The 23,696-nt window shown below is 31.7% G+C and carries 26 protein-coding genes and 1 pseudogene; 14 read left to right on the top strand and 13 right to left on the bottom strand.

Annotated elements, in window-relative coordinates; translation table 11 throughout:
• From FUA26_RS08695 to FUA26_RS08670, 6 genes are all read right to left on the bottom strand, one after another.
• On the bottom strand, positions 1 to 401 hold a 401-nt coding region (locus FUA26_RS08695), incomplete at its 3' end, for a hypothetical protein (RefSeq protein WP_222611758.1).
• A gap of 208 nt (positions 402 to 609) precedes the next feature.
• On the bottom strand, positions 610 to 885 hold the full coding sequence (locus tag FUA26_RS08690) for a hypothetical protein (RefSeq protein ID WP_147134509.1): 276 nt from the start codon (positions 883 to 885) through the stop codon (positions 610 to 612).
• Positions 886 to 1,064: 179 nt separating this feature from the next.
• Entirely contained in the window at positions 1,065 to 1,460 is a 396-nt protein-coding gene (locus tag FUA26_RS08685; protein WP_246109110.1) for a rhodanese-like domain-containing protein, read from the bottom strand.
• 4 nt (positions 1,461 to 1,464) lie between these two features.
• A complete protein-coding gene (locus FUA26_RS08680; RefSeq protein ID WP_147134506.1) occupies positions 1,465 to 1,782 on the bottom strand; it encodes a rhodanese-like domain-containing protein in 318 nt (105 codons plus the stop codon).
• Between the two features lie 100 nt (positions 1,783 to 1,882).
• On the bottom strand, positions 1,883 to 2,503 hold the full coding sequence (locus tag FUA26_RS08675; protein WP_147134504.1) for a thioredoxin family protein: 621 nt from the start codon (positions 2,501 to 2,503) through the stop codon (positions 1,883 to 1,885).
• 10 nt (positions 2,504 to 2,513) lie between these two features.
• Entirely contained in the window at positions 2,514 to 3,080 is a 567-nt protein-coding gene (locus FUA26_RS08670) for a TlpA disulfide reductase family protein (RefSeq protein WP_246109109.1), read from the bottom strand.
• Positions 3,081 to 3,387: 307 nt separating this feature from the next.
• Here FUA26_RS08670 and FUA26_RS08665 point away from each other — a divergent pair, with 307 nt between their 5' ends.
• The 10 genes and pseudogenes from FUA26_RS08665 to FUA26_RS08625 all read left to right on the top strand — a co-directional run bounded on the left by FUA26_RS08665 (position 3,388) and on the right by FUA26_RS08625 (position 12,678).
• A complete protein-coding gene (locus FUA26_RS08665) occupies positions 3,388 to 4,794 on the top strand; it encodes an anthranilate synthase component I family protein (protein WP_147134501.1) in 1,407 nt (468 codons plus the stop codon).
• 115 nt (positions 4,795 to 4,909) lie between these two features.
• Entirely contained in the window at positions 4,910 to 5,476 is a 567-nt protein-coding gene (locus FUA26_RS08660) for an anthranilate synthase component II (RefSeq protein WP_147134499.1), read from the top strand.
• Between the two features lie 331 nt (positions 5,477 to 5,807).
• Complete coding sequence (trpD, locus tag FUA26_RS08655) at positions 5,808 to 6,800, top strand: anthranilate phosphoribosyltransferase (protein ID WP_147134496.1); 993 nt, start codon at positions 5,808 to 5,810, stop codon at positions 6,798 to 6,800.
• Positions 6,801 to 7,087: 287 nt separating this feature from the next.
• Entirely contained in the window at positions 7,088 to 7,870 is a 783-nt protein-coding gene (gene trpC / locus FUA26_RS08650) for an indole-3-glycerol phosphate synthase TrpC (RefSeq protein WP_147134524.1), read from the top strand.
• Between the two features lie 42 nt (positions 7,871 to 7,912).
• Positions 7,913 to 8,572 (top strand): annotated as a pseudogene (locus tag FUA26_RS15870) (phosphoribosylanthranilate isomerase); the annotation flags it as partial.
• Between the two features lie 33 nt (positions 8,573 to 8,605).
• Positions 8,606 to 9,793: a tryptophan synthase subunit beta gene (gene trpB, locus FUA26_RS15865; RefSeq protein WP_317131285.1), complete on the top strand. Its 1,188-nt coding sequence runs from the start codon at positions 8,606 to 8,608 to the stop codon at positions 9,791 to 9,793.
• A 45-nt stretch (positions 9,794 to 9,838) separates the two neighbouring features.
• Positions 9,839 to 10,123: a GIY-YIG nuclease family protein gene (locus tag FUA26_RS08640; RefSeq protein ID WP_147134493.1), complete on the top strand. Its 285-nt coding sequence runs from the start codon at positions 9,839 to 9,841 to the stop codon at positions 10,121 to 10,123.
• 42 nt (positions 10,124 to 10,165) lie between these two features.
• Complete coding sequence (gene trpA / locus FUA26_RS08635; protein ID WP_147134490.1) at positions 10,166 to 10,930, top strand: tryptophan synthase subunit alpha; 765 nt, start codon at positions 10,166 to 10,168, stop codon at positions 10,928 to 10,930.
• A 12-nt stretch (positions 10,931 to 10,942) separates the two neighbouring features.
• Complete coding sequence (locus tag FUA26_RS08630) at positions 10,943 to 12,217, top strand: NAD(P)/FAD-dependent oxidoreductase (RefSeq protein ID WP_147134488.1); 1,275 nt, start codon at positions 10,943 to 10,945, stop codon at positions 12,215 to 12,217.
• A gap of 2 nt (positions 12,218 to 12,219) precedes the next feature.
• Positions 12,220 to 12,678, top strand: coding sequence for a tRNA (cytidine(34)-2'-O)-methyltransferase (locus FUA26_RS08625; protein ID WP_147134485.1), 459 nt, complete (start codon positions 12,220 to 12,222; stop codon positions 12,676 to 12,678).
• Here the strand turns inward: FUA26_RS08625 and FUA26_RS08620 are convergent.
• The 3 genes from FUA26_RS08620 to FUA26_RS08610 all read right to left on the bottom strand — a co-directional run bounded on the left by FUA26_RS08620 (position 12,664) and on the right by FUA26_RS08610 (position 14,983).
• Complete coding sequence (locus FUA26_RS08620) at positions 12,664 to 13,572, bottom strand: TIGR01777 family oxidoreductase (protein ID WP_147134518.1); 909 nt, start codon at positions 13,570 to 13,572, stop codon at positions 12,664 to 12,666. The two genes, FUA26_RS08625 and FUA26_RS08620, sit on opposite strands and share 15 nt — an antisense overlap.
• Positions 13,573 to 13,759: 187 nt before the next feature.
• The gene (gene mnmD / locus FUA26_RS08615; RefSeq protein ID WP_147134482.1) at positions 13,760 to 14,479 is read right to left on the bottom strand and encodes a tRNA (5-methylaminomethyl-2-thiouridine)(34)-methyltransferase MnmD; all 720 of its coding nucleotides are present in this window, start codon (positions 14,477 to 14,479) and stop codon (positions 13,760 to 13,762) included.
• Between the two features lie 9 nt (positions 14,480 to 14,488).
• On the bottom strand, positions 14,489 to 14,983 hold the full coding sequence (locus FUA26_RS08610; protein WP_147134479.1) for a DUF4920 domain-containing protein: 495 nt from the start codon (positions 14,981 to 14,983) through the stop codon (positions 14,489 to 14,491).
• Positions 14,984 to 15,075: 92 nt separating this feature from the next.
• On the opposite strand from FUA26_RS08610, the gene FUA26_RS08605 reads away from it, so the two are divergent.
• The gene (locus FUA26_RS08605) at positions 15,076 to 16,140 is read left to right on the top strand and encodes a branched-chain amino acid aminotransferase (RefSeq protein WP_186826889.1); all 1,065 of its coding nucleotides are present in this window, start codon (positions 15,076 to 15,078) and stop codon (positions 16,138 to 16,140) included.
• 124 nt (positions 16,141 to 16,264) lie between these two features.
• On the opposite strand, the gene FUA26_RS08600 is transcribed toward FUA26_RS08605, so the two are convergent.
• Both FUA26_RS08600 and FUA26_RS08590 read right to left on the bottom strand, forming a co-directional pair.
• The gene (locus FUA26_RS08600; RefSeq protein WP_147134478.1) at positions 16,265 to 16,651 is read right to left on the bottom strand and encodes a pyrophosphohydrolase domain-containing protein; all 387 of its coding nucleotides are present in this window, start codon (positions 16,649 to 16,651) and stop codon (positions 16,265 to 16,267) included.
• 538 nt (positions 16,652 to 17,189) lie between these two features.
• Positions 17,190 to 19,229 carry a dipeptidyl-peptidase 3 family protein gene (locus FUA26_RS08590; protein WP_147134470.1) on the bottom strand — a complete coding sequence of 680 codons (2,040 nt, stop codon included), beginning with the start codon at positions 19,227 to 19,229 and terminating at the stop codon, positions 17,190 to 17,192.
• A 186-nt stretch (positions 19,230 to 19,415) separates the two neighbouring features.
• Here FUA26_RS08590 and FUA26_RS08585 point away from each other — a divergent pair, with 186 nt between their 5' ends.
• The 3 genes from FUA26_RS08585 to FUA26_RS08575 all read left to right on the top strand — a co-directional run bounded on the left by FUA26_RS08585 (position 19,416) and on the right by FUA26_RS08575 (position 22,410).
• Positions 19,416 to 20,438, top strand: coding sequence for an SRPBCC family protein (locus FUA26_RS08585; protein WP_147134467.1), 1,023 nt, complete (start codon positions 19,416 to 19,418; stop codon positions 20,436 to 20,438).
• Position 20,439: 1 nt separating this feature from the next.
• The gene (crcB, locus tag FUA26_RS08580) at positions 20,440 to 20,805 is read left to right on the top strand and encodes a fluoride efflux transporter CrcB (protein WP_147134464.1); all 366 of its coding nucleotides are present in this window, start codon (positions 20,440 to 20,442) and stop codon (positions 20,803 to 20,805) included.
• A gap of 138 nt (positions 20,806 to 20,943) precedes the next feature.
• Positions 20,944 to 22,410, top strand: coding sequence for a potassium/proton antiporter (locus FUA26_RS08575; protein WP_147134461.1), 1,467 nt, complete (start codon positions 20,944 to 20,946; stop codon positions 22,408 to 22,410).
• Between the two features lie 3 nt (positions 22,411 to 22,413).
• Here FUA26_RS08575 and FUA26_RS08570 read toward each other — a convergent pair whose 3' ends face one another.
• Together FUA26_RS08570 and FUA26_RS08565 are read right to left on the bottom strand one after the other, a co-directional pair.
• Positions 22,414 to 23,019: a DUF1684 domain-containing protein gene (locus tag FUA26_RS08570; protein WP_147134459.1), complete on the bottom strand. Its 606-nt coding sequence runs from the start codon at positions 23,017 to 23,019 to the stop codon at positions 22,414 to 22,416.
• Complete coding sequence (locus tag FUA26_RS08565) at positions 23,019 to 23,546, bottom strand: DUF4252 domain-containing protein (RefSeq protein ID WP_147134456.1); 528 nt, start codon at positions 23,544 to 23,546, stop codon at positions 23,019 to 23,021. Before FUA26_RS08565 ends, FUA26_RS08570 begins: the two co-directional genes overlap by 1 nt.
• Positions 23,547 to 23,696 lie beyond the last annotated feature (150 nt).

Raw genomic sequence — 23,696 nt, 5'->3', positions numbered from 1 at the left:
GCAATGCGTTTGCGTTCGGCGGCTTCTACCTTGGCTATGGAATCTAAACGACGTTTTTCTTTTTCAATCTTGTCTTTGTTAACAATTTGATATAGTTTTTGTCTACGCGCCTCTTCTTCTTGTATTCTACGCTCATGCTCTTTATCTTGAAAATCAAAATATAAATCTTCTATAGCATCATTAACTTCTAAATCTTCTATAGTAACTAAACCAACCCAGTCTTTAAATTGAATTTTATAATTATCATTACCTAAATAAGCAATTACAATACATTTTTGGCCTTCTTTAAAACTAGCTATAGGTTTTGTTAATTGATTTTTGGTTTCATCTACATTTTTGTATAGTTTCCCTTCTTGAGAAAAACGTGAGGATATACTAACATCTTGCGCAAAAGACATCATACAAAAAAGCAGAACTGTATAAAAGCAAATATGTTTTACCATAGATATAACTAGACGCATGATACTAATAACATTGCGTTTTAAAAGTTTATTTTTATAGATTTAGGGCTACAAATTATAATTTATATTGCATAAAAGTAATATATATTATAATAAAAAACCCATACAAATAACTATATGGGTTTTAATTTATAAAATTGCTAGTTAATTAGCTAACTTTTTGACTTTGTTTTAGTTTCATTTTTTCTAATAACATAAGCTCATGCTGAATTTCTTCTTTACGCTGGTTGAACTTACGTAATTTTTCATCTCTTATTTTTTGATTAGCAATAAGGCGTTGCTTTTTAAGCTCTTCTTGTTCTTGCTGAATTTTGAGATTCTTTTTTTGTTTTATTTTTTCTTGGACTACAGATAAATACGCAAAACCGTACATGCTTAGAAACAGTAGTGCTATTATCCCCAAAATAATATAACCGTTATCCATGATTTAAATGCTATAAATTAATTGTTTAGTGATTTATTTTAAGACTTTCTTAACAAAGCCCTTAATCATGAATAAAGTTAAAAAATATTGGCTTGTGAGTAAAATAAAAAAGGTAAAGTACCTAAAAAACTAGCTGAAAGTAACTTATGAATTACAGACTACTTTTTGTGGTATAATTTTTACTTTACAATTTTATATTTTTTTCCATTCCAATTTAAAAATCCACCGTATAAATTGTAAATTTTATTGAATCCTGCTGATTTAAAAGCCTCTGTACTTTTAGCGCTTCTTCTGCCTGATTTACAGTACACATATACTGGTTTTGTTTTATCTAAAACGTCAATGTTTTTATTAAAATTTTCAGATAGAAAATCTATGTTCACTGAGGTTTCAATGTGCCCTTGGCTAAACTCCTGGGGTGTTCTTACGTCAATTAATTGTATGGTTTCTTTACTAAGAGTTTCAGCCAACTCTTCAGCAGATATATTTGTATAATTATTTTGAGCATTTATGCTATTACAACTAAAAAACAATACACATAAGAGTGTGCAAACTACCATTTGAAATAGTTTCATACAATTAGTTTTTTTCAACAACATCACCAGTCCAATCTAACATGCCTCCTTCTAAATTATAGGCATTTTCAAAGCCCATTTCTTCCATGATGGCGCATGCTTGTCCGCTTCTATTTCCAGATCTGCAATACACGTAATAATTTTTATTTTTATCTAGTTTATCTATTTCATCAATAAAGGCATCACCTAAATAAAAATCTATATGAACAGCGTTTGGTATTATACCTTCTGCAACTTCGGCATCTGTTCTTACATCTAAAACAACTGCATTATCATCATTGGCTAGTTGTTCTGCCCATTCTTCTTGTGTTAAATCTTCCATTTTAAATATTTTGATAACAAAATTAGTGTTTATATAATTTATAGACGAAAAAAATCTGAAGCATTACACTTCAGATTTCTAAAATAAAATATGATTTTTATTAATTTTTTATAGTACAACCAATAGCTTTTGTTTCTTTTTCTGGTACTTCATTACCATTAATTAAAGCATCAACAGCATTTTCAACATATTTAGTTGTTACAGCCTTGGCATTTTTATAATTATCATCAATAGCTCCAATATATTTTACTATGTTGCCTATTCCTGTTTTTTTCAATACGAAAACATGTGGCGTTTTAGTTGCTCCAAATTTTGGGTATACATCTTGGTTTTCATCAATTAAATACGGGAATGTGAATCCTTTTTCTGCAGCGCGTTGTTTCATTGCTTGTAAATTATCACCTGGTACTACACTGGTATTATTGGGCATAATTGCTATTACCGGATACCCTTTTGGCGCATATTTTTTATCTAAAGCTACTATTCTATCTTCATACATTACAGCGTATGGGCATGTATTGCAAGTAAAGGTTATTATAAAACCTTTTGCATCTTTATAGTTAGATAACGACACCTTTTTACCATCAATATTTTTTAGTGAAAAATCTTCAGCAATATCACCAATTTTATAACCATCTGTTGTGTAATTTGTTGGTGTAGTAAACATAACCGATAGCACAGTTACAAAAGCTAACGTTAATAATTTAATTGTTGTACTCATTGTTTTTTGTTTAAAATTTTTGAAGTTCGTTTTCTAATTCGTCATACGTGAATGATTGCTCATAAAAACCACGTTTGTTATTTTTATATATGATAGTTGCTGGTATAGAACCAGACCAATTTTCACTTACTTTAGGTATCCAACTATTAGCATCTGCATCATCTAAAACTACTACTTTACTTTTTAAATTATGTGTTTTTATAAAAGGTTTTAACTTGGTTTCATATTGATGCGGAAAATCTAAACTCACCAAAATTACCTCTACATTTTTGCTGTTGTAATTAGCCTGTAACTTTTCAAAATAAGGTAATTCTTTTACACATGGCGCACACCAAGTAGCCCAAAAATTTATTACATATGTTTTTCCATCGGTTTTATTTAAAAGCGGACTTAATCCTTCAAAATCATAAACTTCTAAATCAAAATCTTGTGTTTTTAATTCGGCTTCATTTTGCGCTACATTATCAGTTTTATCAACAGCTTTTTGTTCTACTTTGCTGTTACAGCTTAATAAAATTATAGCTAAAAAAACAGAAGCGCTTATTTTCATTTGTATGCTTGCTTTAAACTTTTGCATTATCATATTCTTAAATACGTATAAAAATAACTAATGGATGTTTTAAACATTCATCGTTTAACATTTTTTTAATTAAAAATTCAAGTAAAGTATTGTATAATTATGTTTTCATTTTTATATTTGAAGCAGAAAATAATTTACAATGAATATATCTTTAAATAATACTTGGTGGTGGTGCTTTCGAAACTAAAATTCGTGAAGTAACACCTAGTATATTTAAAATTGAAATATAAATAAAGGCTTGTCATTCACGACAAGCCTTTTTTCTTTGCTTATTACCAATATGTAGGCATAAAAAACAAACAAAATGAAAACATTTAATCTTTTTACACACCATAAAAAAATATTAACCGATACTATTACGCCGGTAACCGTTTATTATAAAATACGCGATAAATACCCAAATAGTATATTGTTAGAAAGTGGTGACTACCACCGCAACCATAAAAATTTCTCATATATATGCTTCAACCCAATTGCTTCTATTAAAATTGAAAATGAAGTTATATCTCAAACCTTTCCTGATGGAAGTACTACCCAAACTACCATTGATAGTAATGTAAGTGTGGTTGATGAAATTTATAAATTCACAAAACGATTTAATACATCTTGTGATGAAAACTTCAAATTTATAAACAACGGTATTTTTGGTTACACAGCCTATGATGCTGTTAGATATTTTGAAGATATTGAAATTAGTAAAAAAGAAGATTCAGTTAGTATTCCTGATGTGTATTACGCGGTTTATAAAAACATTATAGCCATAAATCATTTTAAAAACGAAGCCTACATTTTTGCACATTGTTATGATGATATGGATAACAACATACATGATATTGATGCGTTAATTAATGTTCAAAATTTTGCTTCATATAAATTTACCGCTAAAAACAATATACAATCTAACTTAACGGATGATGAGTTTAAAGAACAGGTAAAACTGGCTAAAAAACACTGCCAACGTGGTGATGTGTTTCAATTAGTATTATCGCGCCGTTTTTCTCAAGAATTTACTGGCGACGATTTTAATGTATACCGCGCCCTACGAAGCATAAACCCATCGCCTTATTTATTTTATTTTGATTATGGCGATTTCAAAATATTTGGCAGCTCACCCGAAGCACAACTTATAGTTACCAATGGTTTAGCCGAAATTCATCCCATTGCAGGAACTTTTAAACGTACTGGCGATGAAGAGCAAGACGAAATTTTAGCCGAAAAACTAAAAAATGATGACAAAGAAAATGCCGAACACGTTATGCTTGTAGATTTGGCAAGAAACGATTTAAGTAGACATGGTAATAACGTTAATGTAGAAACTTATCGCGAAGTTCAATTTTTCTCGCACGTTATTCATTTAGTAAGTAAAGTTACTGGCAAAAAGCACAACGCTACCTCTACAATGCAAGTGGTTGCAGACACCTTTCCTGCAGGAACATTAAGTGGTGCGCCAAAACATATGGCTATGCAACTTATTGAAAAATATGAAAAAACTAGCCGTGGTTATTACGGTGGCGCTATTGGTTTTATGGATTTTGAAGGCAACTTTAACCACGCCATAATGATTCGCACTTTTTTAAGTAAAGATTACAAACTAAACTGGCAAGCAGGTGCTGGTATGGTTTCAAAATCGGATGAAGACAGTGAAACCCAAGAAGTTTATAACAAACTAGGTGCGCTTAAAAAAGCTATTAAAGTGGCCGAGGAAATATAGCCTAAGTTTGAAGTTTGAAATGTCATTTTTTGGTTCGTTTTGTATCAAGACAAAATGAACTTAAAACAATAAAAGTTTAATTAAAAAAGATTCCTGTTTTTACAGGAACAAGAAAATGAAAAAAATATTAGTTATAGACAATTACGACAGTTTTACATACAATCTTGTACATTATTTAGAAGATTTAAACTGTGAAGTTACTGTTGTTAGAAACGATAAATTACAATTAGAAGATGTTGAACCATTCGATAAAATTGTATTATCTCCAGGACCAGGAATTCCAGACGAAGCTGGCCTTTTAAAAGCTATTATTGAAAAATACGCAGCAACAAAAAGTATTTTTGGTGTGTGTTTAGGGCAACAAGCTATTGGTGAAGTATTTGGAGGTTCTTTAGAAAATTTAGATGATGTTTACCATGGCGTTGCAACCAACGTAACTTTAAGCGTTGATGATGAATATATTTTTGAAGGTTTAAATAAAAACATTGAAGTTGGCCGTTACCACTCATGGGTTGTAAATGCAAATTTACCAGAAAGTTTAGAAGCAACATCCTTTGATGAAAACGGGCAAGTAATGTCATTACGCCATAAAACCTATGATGTTCGCGGTGTGCAATACCATCCCGAATCGGTTTTAACACCAGACGGAAAAAAAATATTAGAAAACTGGGTGAATCATTAGAAGACGGAAGATGGAAGACGGAAGATGGAAGACGGAAGACGGAAGATGGAAATTCATCAAACAGTTTAAGTTAAAAAAGTAATTAAGCAGAAAATCAAGTCCCTAATTTCGACATAGTCGAAAACATCAATCTGCAGAAATAGAGAATGTAAAACGTAACTGCGAAGCGTAGCTTCAAGCATGAAGTTTTAAAGTGAACGTTCCGGAGGAATTTCCTCAGATTGATTTGATTTTTTGGTTCGTTTTGTATCAAGACAAAATGAACATTTAAATTAATAAAATACGAAAACGGAAGTAAACTCTCTCTATTAAAGAGAATTTAACAAAGGACATGAAAAACATACTAAACAGACTAATAAACCACGAAACCCTCACCACACAAGAGGCAAAACAAATTATTGTAAACATATCCAACGATATGTACAACCCTAGCCAAATTGCATGTTTCTTATCGGTTTTTATGATGCGAAGCATTACGTTAAATGAGTTACAGGGCTTTAGAGATGCGCTTTTAGAACTTTGCATTCCTATCGATTTAAGTGAGTTTAATGCCATTGATATTGTAGGAACTGGTGGCGATGGTAAAAACACATTTAACATTTCAACGTTATCATCTTTTATAACAGCAGGCGCCGGTGTTCAGGTTTCAAAGCATGGTAATTATGGCGTGTCATCAACATCGGGCTCATCAAATGTTATGGAGCATTTGGGTGTTAAATTTTCAAACAACGAAGATTTTTTAAAACGCTGCGTAGACCAAGCCGGAATATGTATTTTACATGCACCACTCTTCCACCCTGCCATGAAAAATGTAGCTCCAATTAGAAAAGAACTAGGTGTAAAAACATTTTTTAACATGTTAGGGCCAATGGTAAATCCGTCGTTTCCAAAAAATCAATTATTAGGTGTTTTTAATTTAGAGGTGTTGCGTTTATATAGCTTCTTATATCAAAATACCGATAAAAATTACAATATAGTTTTTGCTCTTGATGGTTATGATGAAATATCGCTAACCGGAAAAGCTAAAATAGTTTCCAATCATTCAGAAACTATTTTTTCGCCAGAACAATTAGGGCTTAAAACCATAAAGCAAGAAGCCATTTATGGTGGCGATACCATTGCAGATGCTGCAAACATATTTGTCGATATAATATCTGGTAAAGGTACCGAAGCCCAAAACAATGTGGTTTGTGCCAATGCAGGATTAGCCATTGCAACAAGCAAACAAATTACACATAAAGCCGGTTTTGAACTAGCCAAAGAATCGTTATTTTCTGGTAAAGCAAAACAAAGTTTAGATAAATTAATTGAATTGAGTAAATAGATTTAGTTGAAGTTAGAAGTTAGAAAGATTAAAATTTTAGAATAGAACAAGAAATAAAAGAAACAAAAATTAAAAAAATTCAAGTCCCTTTTCAATTCGTAGAATTGATTGTCAAGGCGCAGAATAGATGAAGAAAAGCTCCGAAATCAGGAGAACGTAGTTCGACGCGGAGTTTTCAAATCGGTTTTTCTTCAGACATAATCTGAAGAAAAAATTCCTCGACTTGAATGTCCTTTTTTGATTCGTTTTTTGGACAAGCAAAAAATGAATTACTAATAAAAAATGAAATGAATATTTTAGACAAAATAGTAATAGATAAACGCAAAGAAGTAGATTTAAGAAAATCATTAATCCCTACTTCGCAACTAGAACAATCTGTTTTATTTACAAGAACAACCACCTCATTGGCTCAAAATTTAAAAAATAGCAAGTCTGGAATAATCGCTGAGCATAAGCGACGTTCGCCTTCAAAATCTGTAATAAATAACGGTTTAAATGTTCAAGATGTAGCCATAGGTTATGAAAACGCAGGTGTTTGCGGGATGTCGGTTTTAACCGATGGAAAATATTTTGGTGGCTCTCTAGACGATTTACTAACCGCAAGAGCCAGTTGCAATTTACCACTATTACGTAAAGAATTCATTATTGATGAATATCAAATTCTTGAAGCCAAAGCTTACGGCGCCGATGTTATTTTACTAATTGCAGCTATTTTAACCAGAGACGAAATCAAACAATTTTCAGAATTAGCCAAAAGTTTAAAGTTAGATGTGCTTTTAGAAGTTCATAACGAAGATGAATTACACAAATCCATAATGCCAAGTTTAGATATGTTAGGTGTTAATAACCGAAATTTAAAAACGTTCGATGTTAGCCTAAACACCAGCAAAGCATTAAGCAAAATAATTCCAAACGATTTTGTAAAAGTATCAGAAAGTGGCATAAGCAATATTGAATCTATTAAAGAATTACAACCTTACGGATACCAAGGTTTTTTAATAGGAGAAAATTTTATGAAAACCAATAACCCAGGTGAAAGTGCAACAGTATTTATTAATAGCCTCATCTAATTTTTTTAAATGGAAACAGTTTAATAAAACGCTAAATTTACTATGGAAAAGACAAAAACAATGCAACAAAACCTCAGTAATTCTGCAAAAACTGACATGCAGCTTAAAATTTGCGGCATGAAATACCAAGATAACATTAAGCAAGTAGCTGCTTTAAAACCAGATTATCTTGGATTTATATTTTATGAAAAATCACCGAGACATTTTGATGGTGTTATGCCACAATTACCAGAAGGCATAAAAAAAACAGGCGTTTTTGTTAATGAAAATTTAAACACCGTTATTGAAACTGTTAACAAATTTAAACTGCAAGCAGTACAATTACATGGCGAAGAATCGGCGTTTTATTGCAATATGCTAAACACTTCAAAACAACTAAATGAACCCGTTGAAGTTATAAAAGTGTTTTCTGTTAAAGATGGTTTTAATTTTGAGGTTTTAAAACAATATGAAAACGTTTGTGATTACTTCCTTTTTGATACAAAAGGCAAACTACCTGGAGGCAATGGCTATACATTTGATTGGAGCCTATTAAACAACTACCCTTCAACAAAACCTTATTTTTTAAGCGGTGGCATAGGGCTAGATCAAGTTGATGACATAAAAAAATTTAAAGAAAGTAAAGCTGCAAAATATTGCTATGCTTTAGATGTAAATAGTAAATTTGAAATAGCTCCCGGCCTAAAAAACATAGCTATTTTAAAAGAATTTCAAAATAAATTGAGTGATAAAACCATGCAAGAAAATTATAATGTAGATGACAAAGGGTATTATGGCAATTTTGGTGGTGCTTACATTCCTGAAATGTTATACCCCAACGTTGAAGAGTTACGCCAAAACTACCTTAAAGTTATGGCAGAACCAGAATTTAAAAAAGAATTTGATAAGCTTTTAAAAGATTACGTAGGGCGTCCATCGCCGTTGTATTTTGCAAAACGCCTTTCAGAAAAATATAATACCAAAATTTATTTAAAGCGCGAAGATTTAAACCACACAGGCGCACACAAAATTAACAATACCATTGGCCAAATTTTAATGGCACAACGTTTGGGCAAAAAACGTATAATTGCCGAAACTGGTGCAGGCCAACACGGTGTAGCTACAGCAACCGTTTGTGCATTAATGGGCTTAGAGTGTATTGTTTATATGGGTGAAATTGATATTGCAAGACAAGCACCAAACGTAGCCCGTATGAAAATGCTAGGCGCAACAGTAATTCCTGCAAAATCAGGCAGTCGTACTTTAAAAGATGCTACCAACGAAGCCATTCGCGATTGGATTAACAATCCCGTAGATACGCATTACATTATTGGTTCTGCTATTGGTCCGCATCCATATCCAGACATGGTTACGCGTTTTCAATCAGTCATTTCCGAAGAAATTAAATGGCAATTAAAAGAACATGAAGGTAGAGAAAACCCAGATTACGTTGTGGCATGTATTGGTGGTGGTAGTAACGCCGCTGGTACTTACTACCACTTTTTGCATGAACCAAATGTAAATATTATTGCTGTTGAAGCAGCTGGTTTAGGTGTAAACTCTGGCGAAAGTGCAGCAACATCTGTATTAGGTAAAGAAGGCATTATTCATGGCTGTAAAACACTGTTAATGCAAACTAACGACGGACAAATAACCGAGCCCTACTCTATTTCGGCAGGGTTAGATTATCCTGGTGTTGGCCCAATGCACGCACATTTAGCAAAAACAGGTCGTGCAGAATTTATGTCTATTACCGATGACGAAGCCATGAAATCCGGTTTAGAGTTGTGTGAATTAGAAGGTATTATACCTGCCATTGAAAGTTCGCATGCACTAGCTATTTTCAAACAAAAACAGTTTAAACCCAATGATGTGGTGGTAATGAGTTTATCGGGAAGAGGCGATAAGGATTTGAATAATTATATTGAGTATTTTAAAATATAAATTTGTTACTTTTTTCATTTCCGAGAAATCGGAATCTAAGAGATTATGGAAGTTCATTATGTATACATACTAACAAATAAAAACCACACAGTTTTATACATTGGAAGAACAAAACAATTGAAAGAAAGACTAAAACAGCACAAAAACAATAATTCAAAATCTTTTACTGGAAAATATAACGTAACAAAACTTGTTTATTTTGAAACAACAAAATACGTTAACAACTCCATAAAAAGAGAACGTCAAATAAAAAAATGGAATAGAGAATGGAAAATCAGTTTAATAAATAGTTTAAACCCAGACTGGAAAGATCTTTCATCTTACATTTAAAATAGATTCCCTCATACGAGGGAATGAAAAAATTCATTTTCAATGAACAGAATAAACCAAAAACTACAAGAAAACAAAAAACTACTGTCTATATATTTTACAGCAGGTTATCCAAGCTTAAATGATACCGTTTCTATAATTCAAGACCTTGAAAAAAATGGTGTTGATATGATTGAAATTGGCCTACCTTTTAGTGACCCATTAGCCGATGGGCCAACCATTCAAGATAGCTCAACGCAAGCCTTAAAAAATGGTATGACAACTGAAGTGCTTTTCAACCAGTTAAAAGACATTCGTAAAACGGTAAATATTCCATTAATAATTATGGGATACTTTAACCCTATGCTACAATACGGTGTTGAAGCGTTTTGTAAAAAATGTAAAGAAATTGGTATTGATGGTTTAATAATACCCGATTTACCAGTTGATGTTTACCATGAAGAATACCAAGCAACATTTGAAAAATATGGCTTAATAAACGTATTTTTAATAACACCACAAACTAGTGATGAACGTATTCGTTTCATAGACTCTGTATCTAACGGTTTTATTTACATGGTAAGTAGTGCTAGTACAACTGGTGCAAAATCTGGCTTTGGTAATGAGCAAGCAGCGTATTTTGAGCGTATTAATAGCTTAAATTTAAAAAATCCGCAAATTGTAGGTTTTGGTATAAGTAATAATAGCACTTTTAAAGCCGCAACAAAATATGCTAAGGGCGCCATAATTGGTAGTGCTTTTGTGAAACATATTACCGCTAACAACGCACAAAATATTGATGCGTTTGTAAATTCAATTTTAAAATAAAACACAAAAATAATGGCTAAAAAAGAAAAGGTTGTAATTATAGGCGCAGGTTTTGCAGGTTTGCGTATTGCACAAGATTTAATAAATCATCCGGCCTATGATGTACTTTTAATAGACAAACATAATTTTCATCAATTTCAGCCATTAATGTACCAAGTAGCATCGGCACGTTTAGAACCCGCAAGTATATCATTTCCTTTAAGAAAAGTTTTTCAGCGAGCTAAAAATGTAAAAATTAGAATAACAAAAGTTGAAAATATTAATACTGAAGAAAACTATATTTCAACCACCATTGGTACGTTTAATTATGATCATTTAGTTATTGCTATAGGATGCACCACTAACTATTTCAATAATAAAAATTTAGAAGATTATGCTTACCCAATGAAAACCATTCCGGAGGCCATTCAGCTAAGAAATAGAATTTTACAAACTTTTGAAGATGCTTTAAATTGTAAAGATGATAACCACCTACAAGCATTACTAAATTTTGTTATTGTTGGTGGCGGACCAACGGGTGTAGAGTTAGCGGGTGCTTTAGCCGAAATGAAAAAGAACATTTTACCTAAAGATTACCCTGATAAAGATTTTTCAAAACTTACTATTTATCTTTTAGAAGGCGCTCCACACACCTTAAACCCTATGAGTAAAGGTTCACAAACAAAATCACAAGAATATTTAGAAGATTTAGGAGTTATTGTAAAAACAAACACCCTAGTAAATGATTATGATGGTAATGTAGTAGCCTTAAATACTGGCGAAAAAATAACCTCAAAAAATGTTATTTGGGCTGCTGGCGTTACAGGTAATATTATTAACGGTTTACCCCAAAATTGTATTACACGTGGTAATCGTTTAGTAGTTAATAGGCATAATAAAATTGACGGTTTAAACGGTGTATATGCTTTAGGAGATATAGCTTATATGGAAACGCCTAATTACCCAAAAGGGCATCCGCAACTAGCAGGCGTAGCCCTACAACAAGCTAAGCTTCTTGCTAAAAATTTAAAAAATAGTGCTAAAAACAAACCTCAAAAAGTATTTGAATATATAGATAAAGGTTCAATGGCAACCATAGGAAAACGTAAAGCCGTGGTAGATTTACCAAAATTTAGTTTTCAAGGGCGTTTAGCATGGTTTACGTGGATGTTTATTCACCTTATGCTTATTTTAAGTGTGAAAAACAAGCTTCTAATTTTTATGAATTGGAGTATAAGCTACTTTAGTAATGATAGTACTTTGCGTATTTTAATGAAACCTGTAAATAACCGTGTTAAAACCAAATAAACATGCCATTAAACATTGTTTTATTTGAACCTGAAATACCCAACAATACCGGTAATATTGGAAGATTAGCATTGGCTTCTGGCTGTAAACTTCATTTAGTTAAACCTTTTGGTTTTGAAATAGATGATGCCAAATTAAAACGTGCTGGTTTAGATTATTGGCCACATTTACAGGTTATTTATTACGATAGCATTTCGGAATTCTTCAATATAAACGGATCAAAAAAACTTATATTCCTGTCTAGCCACGGAACAAAAAACCATTGGGATATTCCGTTTGAAGATAATATGTTTTTAATTTTTGGAAAAGAATCTGTTGGCTTACCCAAACATATTATTGAAACCTATGAATCTTCACTTTTTAAAATTCCTATTTATAATGAAAAAGTACGCAGTTTAAACCTATCAAACGCTGTAAGTATTATTGTTTATGAAGGTTTACGCCAATTAACTTTTAAGTAAATCTACCAATGCTGGTTTTAAATGATGATGTTGAAAATAAAATCCGCTATCTTCAACTTTTTTACTACTTACGCGCTGGCTATCAAACAAAATAGTGTGCATTTCACCTAATACTAATTTCATAAAAAACTTAGGAATATTGGGTAAAAAAAGCGGTTTGTGTAAAATATTTGCTATGGTTTTTGTAAGCTCATTATTAGACACCGGATTAGGCGATACAGCATTGTAAACACCCTCTAATTTATGTTCTAAAACATGCATAAAAATATTGGCTAAATCATCAATATGAATCCATGACTGCCATTGCTTACCAGTACCAAAAGCAGCACCAACACCAAGTTTAATTGGCTTTACCATTTGTTGAAGCGCACCACCTTGGTTTGCTAAAACTAAACCAATTCTAATTTTAGCAGCAGGTATGTTTACTTTTGAAAAACCATCTATAGCTTGCTCCCACGCATGTACAACATTTGCTAAAAATGTGCTATCTTTTCCTTTAAAATCTTCTTCGTAATAATTAGTTTGAGAATCAGGATAAATACTAATTCCGCTAGCCGAAATTACTTGTTTTATACCATGTGTTTCGCCTTTTAATGCATTAATTAGTACTTCAGCAGATTTTGTTCTACTAAGTAAAATTTCTTTCTTATAACTTTTTGTCCAACGTTTTGCTACTGTGGCTCCTGCTAAATGAATTATAGCATCAACATTTTTAAAACATGCTGTATCAATATCATTAGTTTCAGGATTCCAATAAAAACCCTGATAGTTTTCAGTACTTTTAATTTTAGATTTACTTGTGGTTAAATAATTTACGGTAATATCTTTTTCATGACAGCGTTTTACAATCTCTTGTCCAATCATACCCGTAGCACCTGTAATTAAAACTTTCATCATTCAATTTTTAATTAAAAATACAAAACCATTATTGCAATAACTAGCTATTTAGCTAAGGTTTAACAGTTATAAGTAGACACGTAAAAATTTAAGTTATTTATTGTTAAATATTTAAGAAATTTCTCTTTAATTTAAATTACCATTAACATATGAATGTAGCAGATATTAGTATATATGTGACGCTTTATACTGAAGAAATAACATGTTTTGTGGCTCTAAGCATTTCGCGCTTTCCTGGTGGTCCTGGTAATTTTTCAACCAAAAAACCAACAGCTTGCATAGCCCTTCGTACACTTCCTTTAGCGGCATAGGTAACCAAAACACCTTCATTTTTTAAGGCTATATACATTTTTTTGAATATACTTTCCGTCCATAATTCGGGTTGAACTCTAGCTCCAAAAGCGTCAAAATATATAAGATTGAACTTATTTTCATAATCAATATCATCAAAAAACTTTTCTTGTTTGGTTAATGTAAATGTATTAGAAATTTGATGTGTTTTTTCCCAAGTTAAAGCATGTAATTCATTGAAAAATGATGTTTCAACATGTAATGCTTCTGCATAATTTAGTTTAGTAACTTCATCAAAAGAAACAGGGTAACCTTCTACCCCAACATAATTTACTGGTATTTTAAGTTTACTAGATTCAATATAAGTTATTAATGCATTTAAACCTGTGCCAAAACCAATTTCAAGAATAGATAATTCGTTTTGCACATTTTCATTGATACTTTTTTGAACAAAATTTGATGCATTTAAATGGCTTATATAGTGTAAACCATGCTTAATAAACACATGATATGCCTCTTGAATTGCTCCGTGTTTTGAGTGGTATTGTTCATTCCATTCAGGAATATGAATGGTTGCAGAACCATCGGCAGTAATTATAATTTCGCGTTTCAATGTAACGTTTTATTGCACTATTAATACGCCATCGGCTTCAAACGAAAATGTTTTTTTAGGCTGTGTTATAGCCGCAATTTCTTCGGCAGATTTCCCTGCATCTTCTGCGTAGTGTTGCAATTCTTCAACGGGTACTTCATTAACAAATGCTTTGCCGTTTACAATAACTTGTTTGCCAGTAATATCTTTTGGTACAAAAAAACCGTAGTCTTTAAATTTTACCATAGTTTCATTACCATTTCCTAAATCTAAAGTCATCCAACAGCCTTTTGCCTGACATACATTTTTAACTGTTGCTACCATTTTAGAATTTATACTATCGCCCACATTCATATCTTTAAAATGCGCCAACATTGATGCAGACGCAATAGCATCATCTGCAATAATTTCTTTTCCAAAAGATGCATAAGTAAGCTTTTCTTTTGTTTTTTTAGTTTCTTCAACCTTTTTCTTGCAAGAATTTAACATTAACACACTAATAACTGCAACAATAAATAGCCTCATAGTATAAAAATTTCAATTTTAAATGATTTATGTAAAGATACCCTTTTTTTACAAACCTTTTATTTAACTTTGTTCGATAAAATTACAGGCTTATGAGCACAATAATCAATGATATTGAGGTTATAAAAACAAAGTCTTCTAAAATAAATGAAGTAGACTTTGATAATTTGAAGTTTGGAAGTGTATTTTCAGACCATATGTTGGTATGTGATTATAAAAATGGTAAGTGGCAAGCACCAAAAGTTATGCCTTACCAAGGAATTACATTAGATCCATCTGCAAAAATTTTCCATTACGGGCAATCTGTTTTTGAAGGCATGAAAGCTTACAAAGATGCCGAAGATAATGTTTGGTTATTTCGCCCGTTAGATAATTGCAAGCGTTTAAATATTTCATCAAAACGTTTAGCAATACCTGAATTGCCTGAAGATTATTTTATGGAAGGCCTAAAAGCTTTACTAGAAGTTGATAAAGATTGGATTCCTAAAAAGGATGGTAGCTCATTATACATTCGTCCGTTTGTATTTGCATCGGGTGAAGGTTTTCACGCATCACCTGCTGATGAATACAAGTTTTTAATTTGTACAGCGCCTTCAGGTTCTTATTTTTCTGGTGAAGTAAAAGTACTTATTGAAGAAAAATACTCACGCTCTGCAAATGGTGGTGTTGGTTTTGCTAAAGCAGGAGGTAATTATGCCGGCCAGTTTTACCCTACGCAATTAGCTAAAGAAAAAGGCTACCAACAAGTTATTTGGACAGATGATAATACCCACGAATATATAGAAGAAGCTGGTGCCATGAATATTTTTGTGAGAATTAATGATACACTAATTACAGGCCCAACAAGTGATAGAATTCTTGATGGTATTACCCGTAAAAGCATTATAGAATTAGCTAAAGCTGAAGGTATAAATGTTGACGTTAGAAAATTAAGAGTTGATGAAGTAGTTGAAGCCGCTAAAAATGGTTCGTTAAAAGAAATGTTTGGAGCTGGAACAGCCGCAGTAATTTCACCTATTGCCGGATTTGGATACAAAGGTGAAGATTATGATTTACCTAAAATGGACGATACTTACGCCAACTTTTTAAAGAAACGCATTACCGATATTCAAACAAACAAAGCTGAAGACCCATTTGGATGGCGTTATAAATTATAAAAAACGATTGCTTGGTTAAGCAAAGTATATAACACAATAAAAAAGATAGCAATGTCGCTATCTTTTTTATTTTCAATTTATTATGAGTAAATACTAAACTGTATTCCTTAAATAAAAGTTTATATTACTTTTCTAAAATAGCTTTTATATTTGGCTTAAAATAGTTTGGGCCTTTAAGTACTTTTCCGTCTTCTCTGTAGATTGGCTCACCATCTTCCCCTAATTTACTCATATTACTACGCTGTATTTCTTCAAAAACCTCTTCTATTTTATGTTGCAAACCATGTTCTATTATAGTACCGCATAAAATATAAAGCATATCACCTAAGGCATCAGCAACTTCAACTAAATCGTTATTATTGACTGCATCTAAGTACTCTTCGTTTTCTTCGCGCATTAACTTATAGCGTAATGTATTTTTATCGCTACCCAAATCTGCTTTTGGAGTTTCTCTATGCCCTATTTTAAATGCCGTATGAAATGCTTTAACTGCTTCTATTTTGTCTTTCATAAATTTTATATTTTGTAATTAACGCAAAAGCGAAAATCTCATCATTATTAATTAAATTTGCATAAAAGTAATTATATGTTTAGTAAGGGTCAAATAGTATTTGGTGTTTTATTTTTTATTGTATTTGCAATAATAATAGGGTTTATGTACCGTAAAGACTTGAAACTTCATAAACGTTTTTACAAAGGTAGTAGTTGGATATTGCTAGCCTTTATTTCCTTCATTTTATTTATTGCTGCTATTAAATTCTTTTTTAAGTAGATTTCTAGATTTTTTTTTGCAGTTAGAAAAAAAGAAAACTCAAGCTAGGAAAAATAATAATACACTTGTTATATAATAAAGCACGATTTTTCACGCAACCTTTTTGTGTGTAATACATCTACTTTATAACAAACACCAATAAACAAAATGAAAACACTTTTAGTAATTTCTATTCTATTAGTTGTTAATTTACTACTGCTAATATTTAGTGTTAACAAAAAAACAGAACCTTGATAAGTTAAAGTTCTGTTTTTTATTTTTATTTAAAAATAAATTACTAATTTATTTCTGGTAAAAAATTATAGTTTGCACTGTAATTTAGCATTTGTTCTTCAAATGTTTTTGGCTGCGTAACTTTTATAGCTGTAATTTCACCAGATGCATTAATTTCTGGTACTAAAACAGGGTTTACAAAACCTGAATATGGAGCCGATTTAAATTGTTTATTACGTTCTAAAACTTCAGCGTGAATTGCTTGATCTACTTTTACACCGTAACCTTCAACCAAAGCTTCAACAGCTTCAAAATCGCCTTCAGATTTTATACGTTGTGTTTCCTTTAATAATTCTCCAAAAAGTGCGTGCAACTTATCATAATCTGTAATATTAAAATAGGTTTTTCCGTTTTTGGTTACTTTTTCAATAACGTTATCTGCTTGCCCTTTTTCAAACACCCAAGCACTTACCCATTGCCTGTTACGCATGTGTGCTTCTTCAACATCATCACCTAAATTAAGTCTAATTAATTGGGTTAATAAACCGTTACGTATGTACCCATCATAAGCGGCTTTACCTACAGATTTCCAATCATCAACTAATCCTAATTCTTGTAATTTAGAATTGTATAAATAGTATAACCCAACTAAATCTGCACGACCTTCTTCTAAAGTAGATGCATAGTTTTTAAGTGTTTCTTTGGTTTCTCCAACACCCGGATTTAATTTACCCGAAGCATGCCCAATAACCTCATGTAATGCTGTGTGTAATTTATCGGCTAATTGCCCATATTTTTCTTCTAACTCAAACTCTTCATCATCATGCACAAACTCTTTAAGCCTGCCTGTACTACCTGCATTATTGTATGCGTGAATTATGTTTCCAAGAGATACAGATTTACTACCAACGGCAGCTCTAATCCAGTTTGCATTAGGCAAATTAACGCCAATAGGTGTACTTGGTGAGGCATCGCCAGCTTCACCTGCTACATTAACTACTTTATAAGTTACCCCTACAACATTTTCTTTTTTATGCGCATCCATTATTGATGAATTATCTTCAAACCATTGTGCATTATCTGATACTACTTTCATTTTTTGAGACATATCAAAATCATTTATTTGTACAATAGTTTCATATGAACCTCTGTACCCTAACGGGTCATTATAAACCTCAATAAAACTATTTATGTAGTCTATATTTCCTTTTGTGGCGTTGGTCCAGGCCACATTGTAATCATCCCAAGTTTGTAAATCACCTGTTTTGTAATAAGAAATTAATAACGCTAAAGCATTGGCTTGTGCTTCATTTTCGGCAACACCTTTTGCCAATTCAAGCCATTTAATAATTTCATCAATAGCACTGCCATAAAGACCGCCAGATTTATAAACACGCTCTTTTACAATACCATTTTCTTTTACTAATTGCGAGTTTAAACCATATGATAAAGGCTTTTCTGGGTTTGGTGATTTTTTAGTTGCATAAAATGCTTCAACATCATTATTTGTAACATTTGGCCCATAGAAATTAACTGCCGAAAGCGCTACATTATCAACACCTTTTGCTTGATTAACTTTTTTAAAATCGGTATTATTAAAAATAACATCAAACGCTTCACCTTCTAAAACTGTATTGGTTTCTGCCAGTAATTGCTTTAGATATTCAGCTGAAAATTCAGGTTTTAATTTATCATTTGAATAGTGATGATGAATACCGTTACTAAACCAAACGCGCTTTAAATACACCTCAAAATTATTCCAATTAGCTGTGTTTTTATCACCTTTATAATTTGTATAAATAGTTTCTAAGGCTTTTCTAATGGTTAAATTGTGGCGGTAGTTTTGGTCCCACATAATATCTCTACCACTTAACCCTGCTTGCGTTAAATAGTAAACAAGTTTTTGCTCTTTTAATGTTAATTTTTCCCAACCCGGTATTTGGTATCTTAACACTTTAATATCGGCAAACTGTTCAACGTTAAAATCAAACGTTTCTTCAACTTTAACATTGGTGTTTTTTGCTTCTTTTTTTGATGTATCATTGGCACAACCAATAAACAATGTGGCAGCAAATACTGCACTTAAAATAAATTTCAACTTCATTTTTATATTTATAAGTTTCAATATTCTTTTAATTACTTATATTTAAAAGTATATTAATTAATAATTAAAACAAAAATACGGTAAATCAATAAAAATTACACACTAAAAACACAGTATACTCCAACAATTTATTAACCAAAATAAAAAAACTGTATCTTTGGTATACTAATCTCTCAACCACTGAATATGAAATTTTTAAAGTACATACTTTTCTTTTTACTAATAGCTATTATTGGCACTGCTATATATGTTGCTGTGCAACCAAACGAATATGAATTTTCTAGAAGTAGAAACATTAATGCGCCTGCAGTATTACTATTTAATAAAGTAAACGACTATAAAAATTGGCCTGAATTTTCTCCGTGGATGGAGCATGAACCAAATGCTAGCTTAAGTTACGGCAATAAAACCAGTGGTGTTGGCGGAAGTTACGCTTGGAGTGGAGACATTTTAGGTGAAGGTAATATGGAAACATTGGCTGTTACACCAAATTCAAATATTGAACAACGTATTGAGTTTATTAAGCCTTTTGAGTCTGAATCTGATATAACATGGCATTTTGAAACCACCCAAACTGGTACACAAGTTACTTGGGCCATGAAAGGAAAACAAGATTTTATGACTAAATTATTCACCACTTTTATGGGATCTATTGAAGAAAATACAGCACCAGATTTTGATAGGGGTTTATTTAAACTAGATAGTATTATTACAGCAAGCATGAAAAAATTTAGTATAAATATTAATGGCGAAACAGAATATGGTGGTGGTTTTTATATGTACAAAACAACATCGGCCACAGGTGCTAACATTAGCCAAATAATGGGTAAACAATATGGTGAAATTATGGCATATATGGCAAAAAACAATATTGTTGCTAACGGTATGCCATTTACAATATATAATGAAATGAACCCTGAAACCGGTAATATAATTATGAGTAATGCTATACCTGTTATGAATAAAATTACTGTTGAAGATGGTAGCGAAATACTATGTGGTTTTATACCAAATATTAAAACTTTAAAAACTACACTGAAAGGTAATTACACTAATTTACCAAAAGCTTGGGAAGCATCATATAAGTATATTGCCGAAAATGGTTTAGAGGCAGCCAATTTTAGTCCGTTTGAGGTTTACACCAATGACCCTGGCGATTTTCCAAATCCGGCCGATTGGATTACAGAAATTTATATTCCTATAAAATAGCATGAAGCAACTTTTATTGGTTTTTATTGGTGGTGGCTTTGGTAGTGTATTACGCTATGTAATTAGCAAATATTTAAACAGTGCTACAACAGGTATACCTTACGGCACTTTTACCGCTAATATTCTAGGAAGTTTGTTAATTGGAGTTATATTAGGCTTAGCTGTTAAAAACAACACCCTTAACCAAAGTCAAACTCTATTATTGGCCACAGGATTTTGTGGTGGTTTTACAACCTTTTCAACCTTTGCTTACGAAAATCATGTGTTTTTAAAATCGGGCGATTTTACAACCTTTGCCTTTTACACAATTGCCAGTTTTATTATTGGTTTTTTAGCTGTGTTTCTTGGTATGTTTTTAGTAAAATAATTACAACTACAACTTGCTATAATTATATTTATTTTAAAAAATTTAAGCAAGTACTATCCTGCTATTTTTAACATTTTTTTTTGATGCTTTAACCAGCTGTAAAGCATAACTTTGTACTTAAAAAATTTATATTGTAGAATGAATTTAACCATAGAAAACATATTATTAGTAGGCTCGTTACTGTTGTTTATTAGTCTTGTAGCTGGTAAAACATCATACAAGTTTGGGGTACCAACTTTAATATTGTTTTTAGCTATTGGTATGCTTGCGGGTTCTGATGGTGTTGGTGGTATTCATTTTGATAACCCGCAAATGGCACAATTTATTGGTATTGTTTCACTTAATTTCATATTATTTTCTGGAGGATTAGATACCAACTGGAACTACGTAAAACCCATCTTAAAAGAAGGGCTAGCACTATCAACCTTAGGTGTTTTACTTACAGCATTATCTTTAGGCACTTTTGTGTGGAGCATTACTAATTTTACTATTTATGAAAGTATGTTGTTGGGCTCTATTGTATCATCAACTGATGCGGCTGCAGTATTTTCAATTTTACGTTCAAAAAATTTAGCTTTAAAAACAAATTTAAGGCCAACTTTAGAGCTTGAAAGTGGAAGTAACGACCCCATGGCCTATGTGCTTACCATTGCCTTTTTAACGCTGGTTATAAACCAAGACCAAAGTTTAGTCTCTGTTATTCCTTTGTTTTTACAACAAATGATTTTAGGTGCAGCCTTGGGTTTTGGTTTTGGTAAATTAAGTAAAATAATAATAAATAAAATAAAACTAGATTTTGAAGGATTGTATCCTGTACTTGTAATTGCACTTATGTTTATTACATTTTCAGCAACAGATTTTGTTGGTGGCAACGGGTTTTTAGCCATTTACATTTGTGCGGTATATTTAGGCAACCAAGATTTAATTCATAAAAAAACCATTTTAAAGATGTATGATGGTTTAGCGTGGTTAATGCAAATAGTTTTGTTCCTTACGCTGGGGCTTTTGGTGTTTCCAAAACAAATAATTCCATATGTTGGTATTGGTCTATTAATTTCAATATTTTTAATTTTAGTAGCCAGACCCGTAGGGGTTTTTATTAGTTTACTATTTTTTAAAATGCCAACCAGAAGACGCTTTTACATATCGTGGGTTGGTTTACGTGGTGCTGTACCTATTGTATTTGCTACTTATCCGTTATTAGCAGGTATTGATAAGGCTGATATGATATTTAATATTGTATTCTTTATTTCAGTAACATCAGTATTAATTCAAGGCACAACACTTTCGGTTGTTGCTAAATGGCTAGGTGTTGCTTTACCAGAACAAGCTAAAAAACTAACTGCAACCGATTTACTTTTAACAGAAAACCCCAAGGCTGAAATGAAAGAAATTTCAATTACACCTAATTGTTTTGCTGTTGATAAAAAAATTGTTGAATTAGGTTTTCCTAAAAATGCCATTATAGCTATGATTATTAGAAACGACAGCTATATAACGCCTAATGGCGCAACAAAAATTGAAGCAGATGATACACTTATTGTTTTAGCCGATAAACGCGACGTTTTTGATGATGTTTACAAAACACTTCAAATTACCTTATAAAATCTAGTGGTTTTTAAAGGCTTTTACTCCTGCTTCAACTCTTAATTTTAAATAATTTTCTCTAGGCACAACAGGGCATGAATACTTTTCGTTGTATGCACAATAAGGGTTGTAAGCTTCGTTAAAGTTAATAACCATAGTATTACCTTCGGGTATTCTAGTATCAATATATCGGCCACCGCCATAGGTTTCAATACCATTGGTTTCATCTAAAAAAGGTAAAAACAAATAATCTTCATAACCTTCACTTTTCATTAAATCTTTGCCTTGATATATGTTTAATTTACATTTTACACCCTTTAACTCAAAATGTAAAACACCATAAATGCGTTCTTTAGTGACACGCTCTGTAGTGGTTTTCATTGTAAACCATTTTGAATTTGGAGTTCTTTGCAAAGTTGCAGTAACAATGTAACTAGAGTCTACTTTAAAAAAATCTAATCCTGTAAAATGTTTTAAATCTTTTTCTTTTAAAGGCGATTTTGTTACGTCTTTAAACATAGCATTTTGCTCTTTTTGGTAAGCAGTTTCACCTTTTATTGGCTGTTTATCTTGAGAACAACTTACACAAATCATTAAACAAAAACATGCTACAAAAAATTGTTTCATTAGTTATTAGGGTTAAATGAAGGGTTTAAATTAGTGTTGTAGTTTTGTAACAAATCTGATGAAAATGCGTTAAAAGTATTTTCATTTGCAAAAGATTTTATTTTTTCCGGATCAAAATTTCCTTGTAAATAATACGCATAAGTACCTGCCTTTGTACTATTAAAAATTATGGCATCAGTTACCACATTACCTAATTCTTTAACTGAAATTATACGGGTTTTATCTAATTCATTTTTTCTAAAAACATCTAAATATCCGTTTTTGGTAACGGCATTCATTTCTGCAATTAAAAGCTGCCTTTTAGTTTCAGTAACGTTGGTAAGTTTTATGTATTTAAAATCATGAATATTGCCAATGGCATGTTTAACATCATGAGATACATTACTTAAAACCGCTTTCATAAAATTGGGCACCTGAAAACTTGTTGCCCCTATATCGGCTTTATGATTATTGTAAAACCCTTGAAAACTACTGCCACAAGCACACAGTAAAATGCTTGAAATTAGAATAATAAAAAAACGTTTCATATAAAAAAATTCATTTCAAAAATACAACTTACAAATATTTTATGTAGGTTTGTTGTTCAAAATAATTAGATAATGAGATATTTCGTCGCAATTTGTAAAAAGCAGTGGATGATTTCCTTAACCAAGGAATCATGTTGGGCTTATTATATA

Source organism: Seonamhaeicola algicola (assembly GCF_007997385.1).
Taxonomy (GTDB): domain Bacteria; phylum Bacteroidota; class Bacteroidia; order Flavobacteriales; family Flavobacteriaceae; genus Seonamhaeicola; species Seonamhaeicola algicola.
This window is presented reverse-complemented; position numbering and strand designations above follow the sequence as displayed.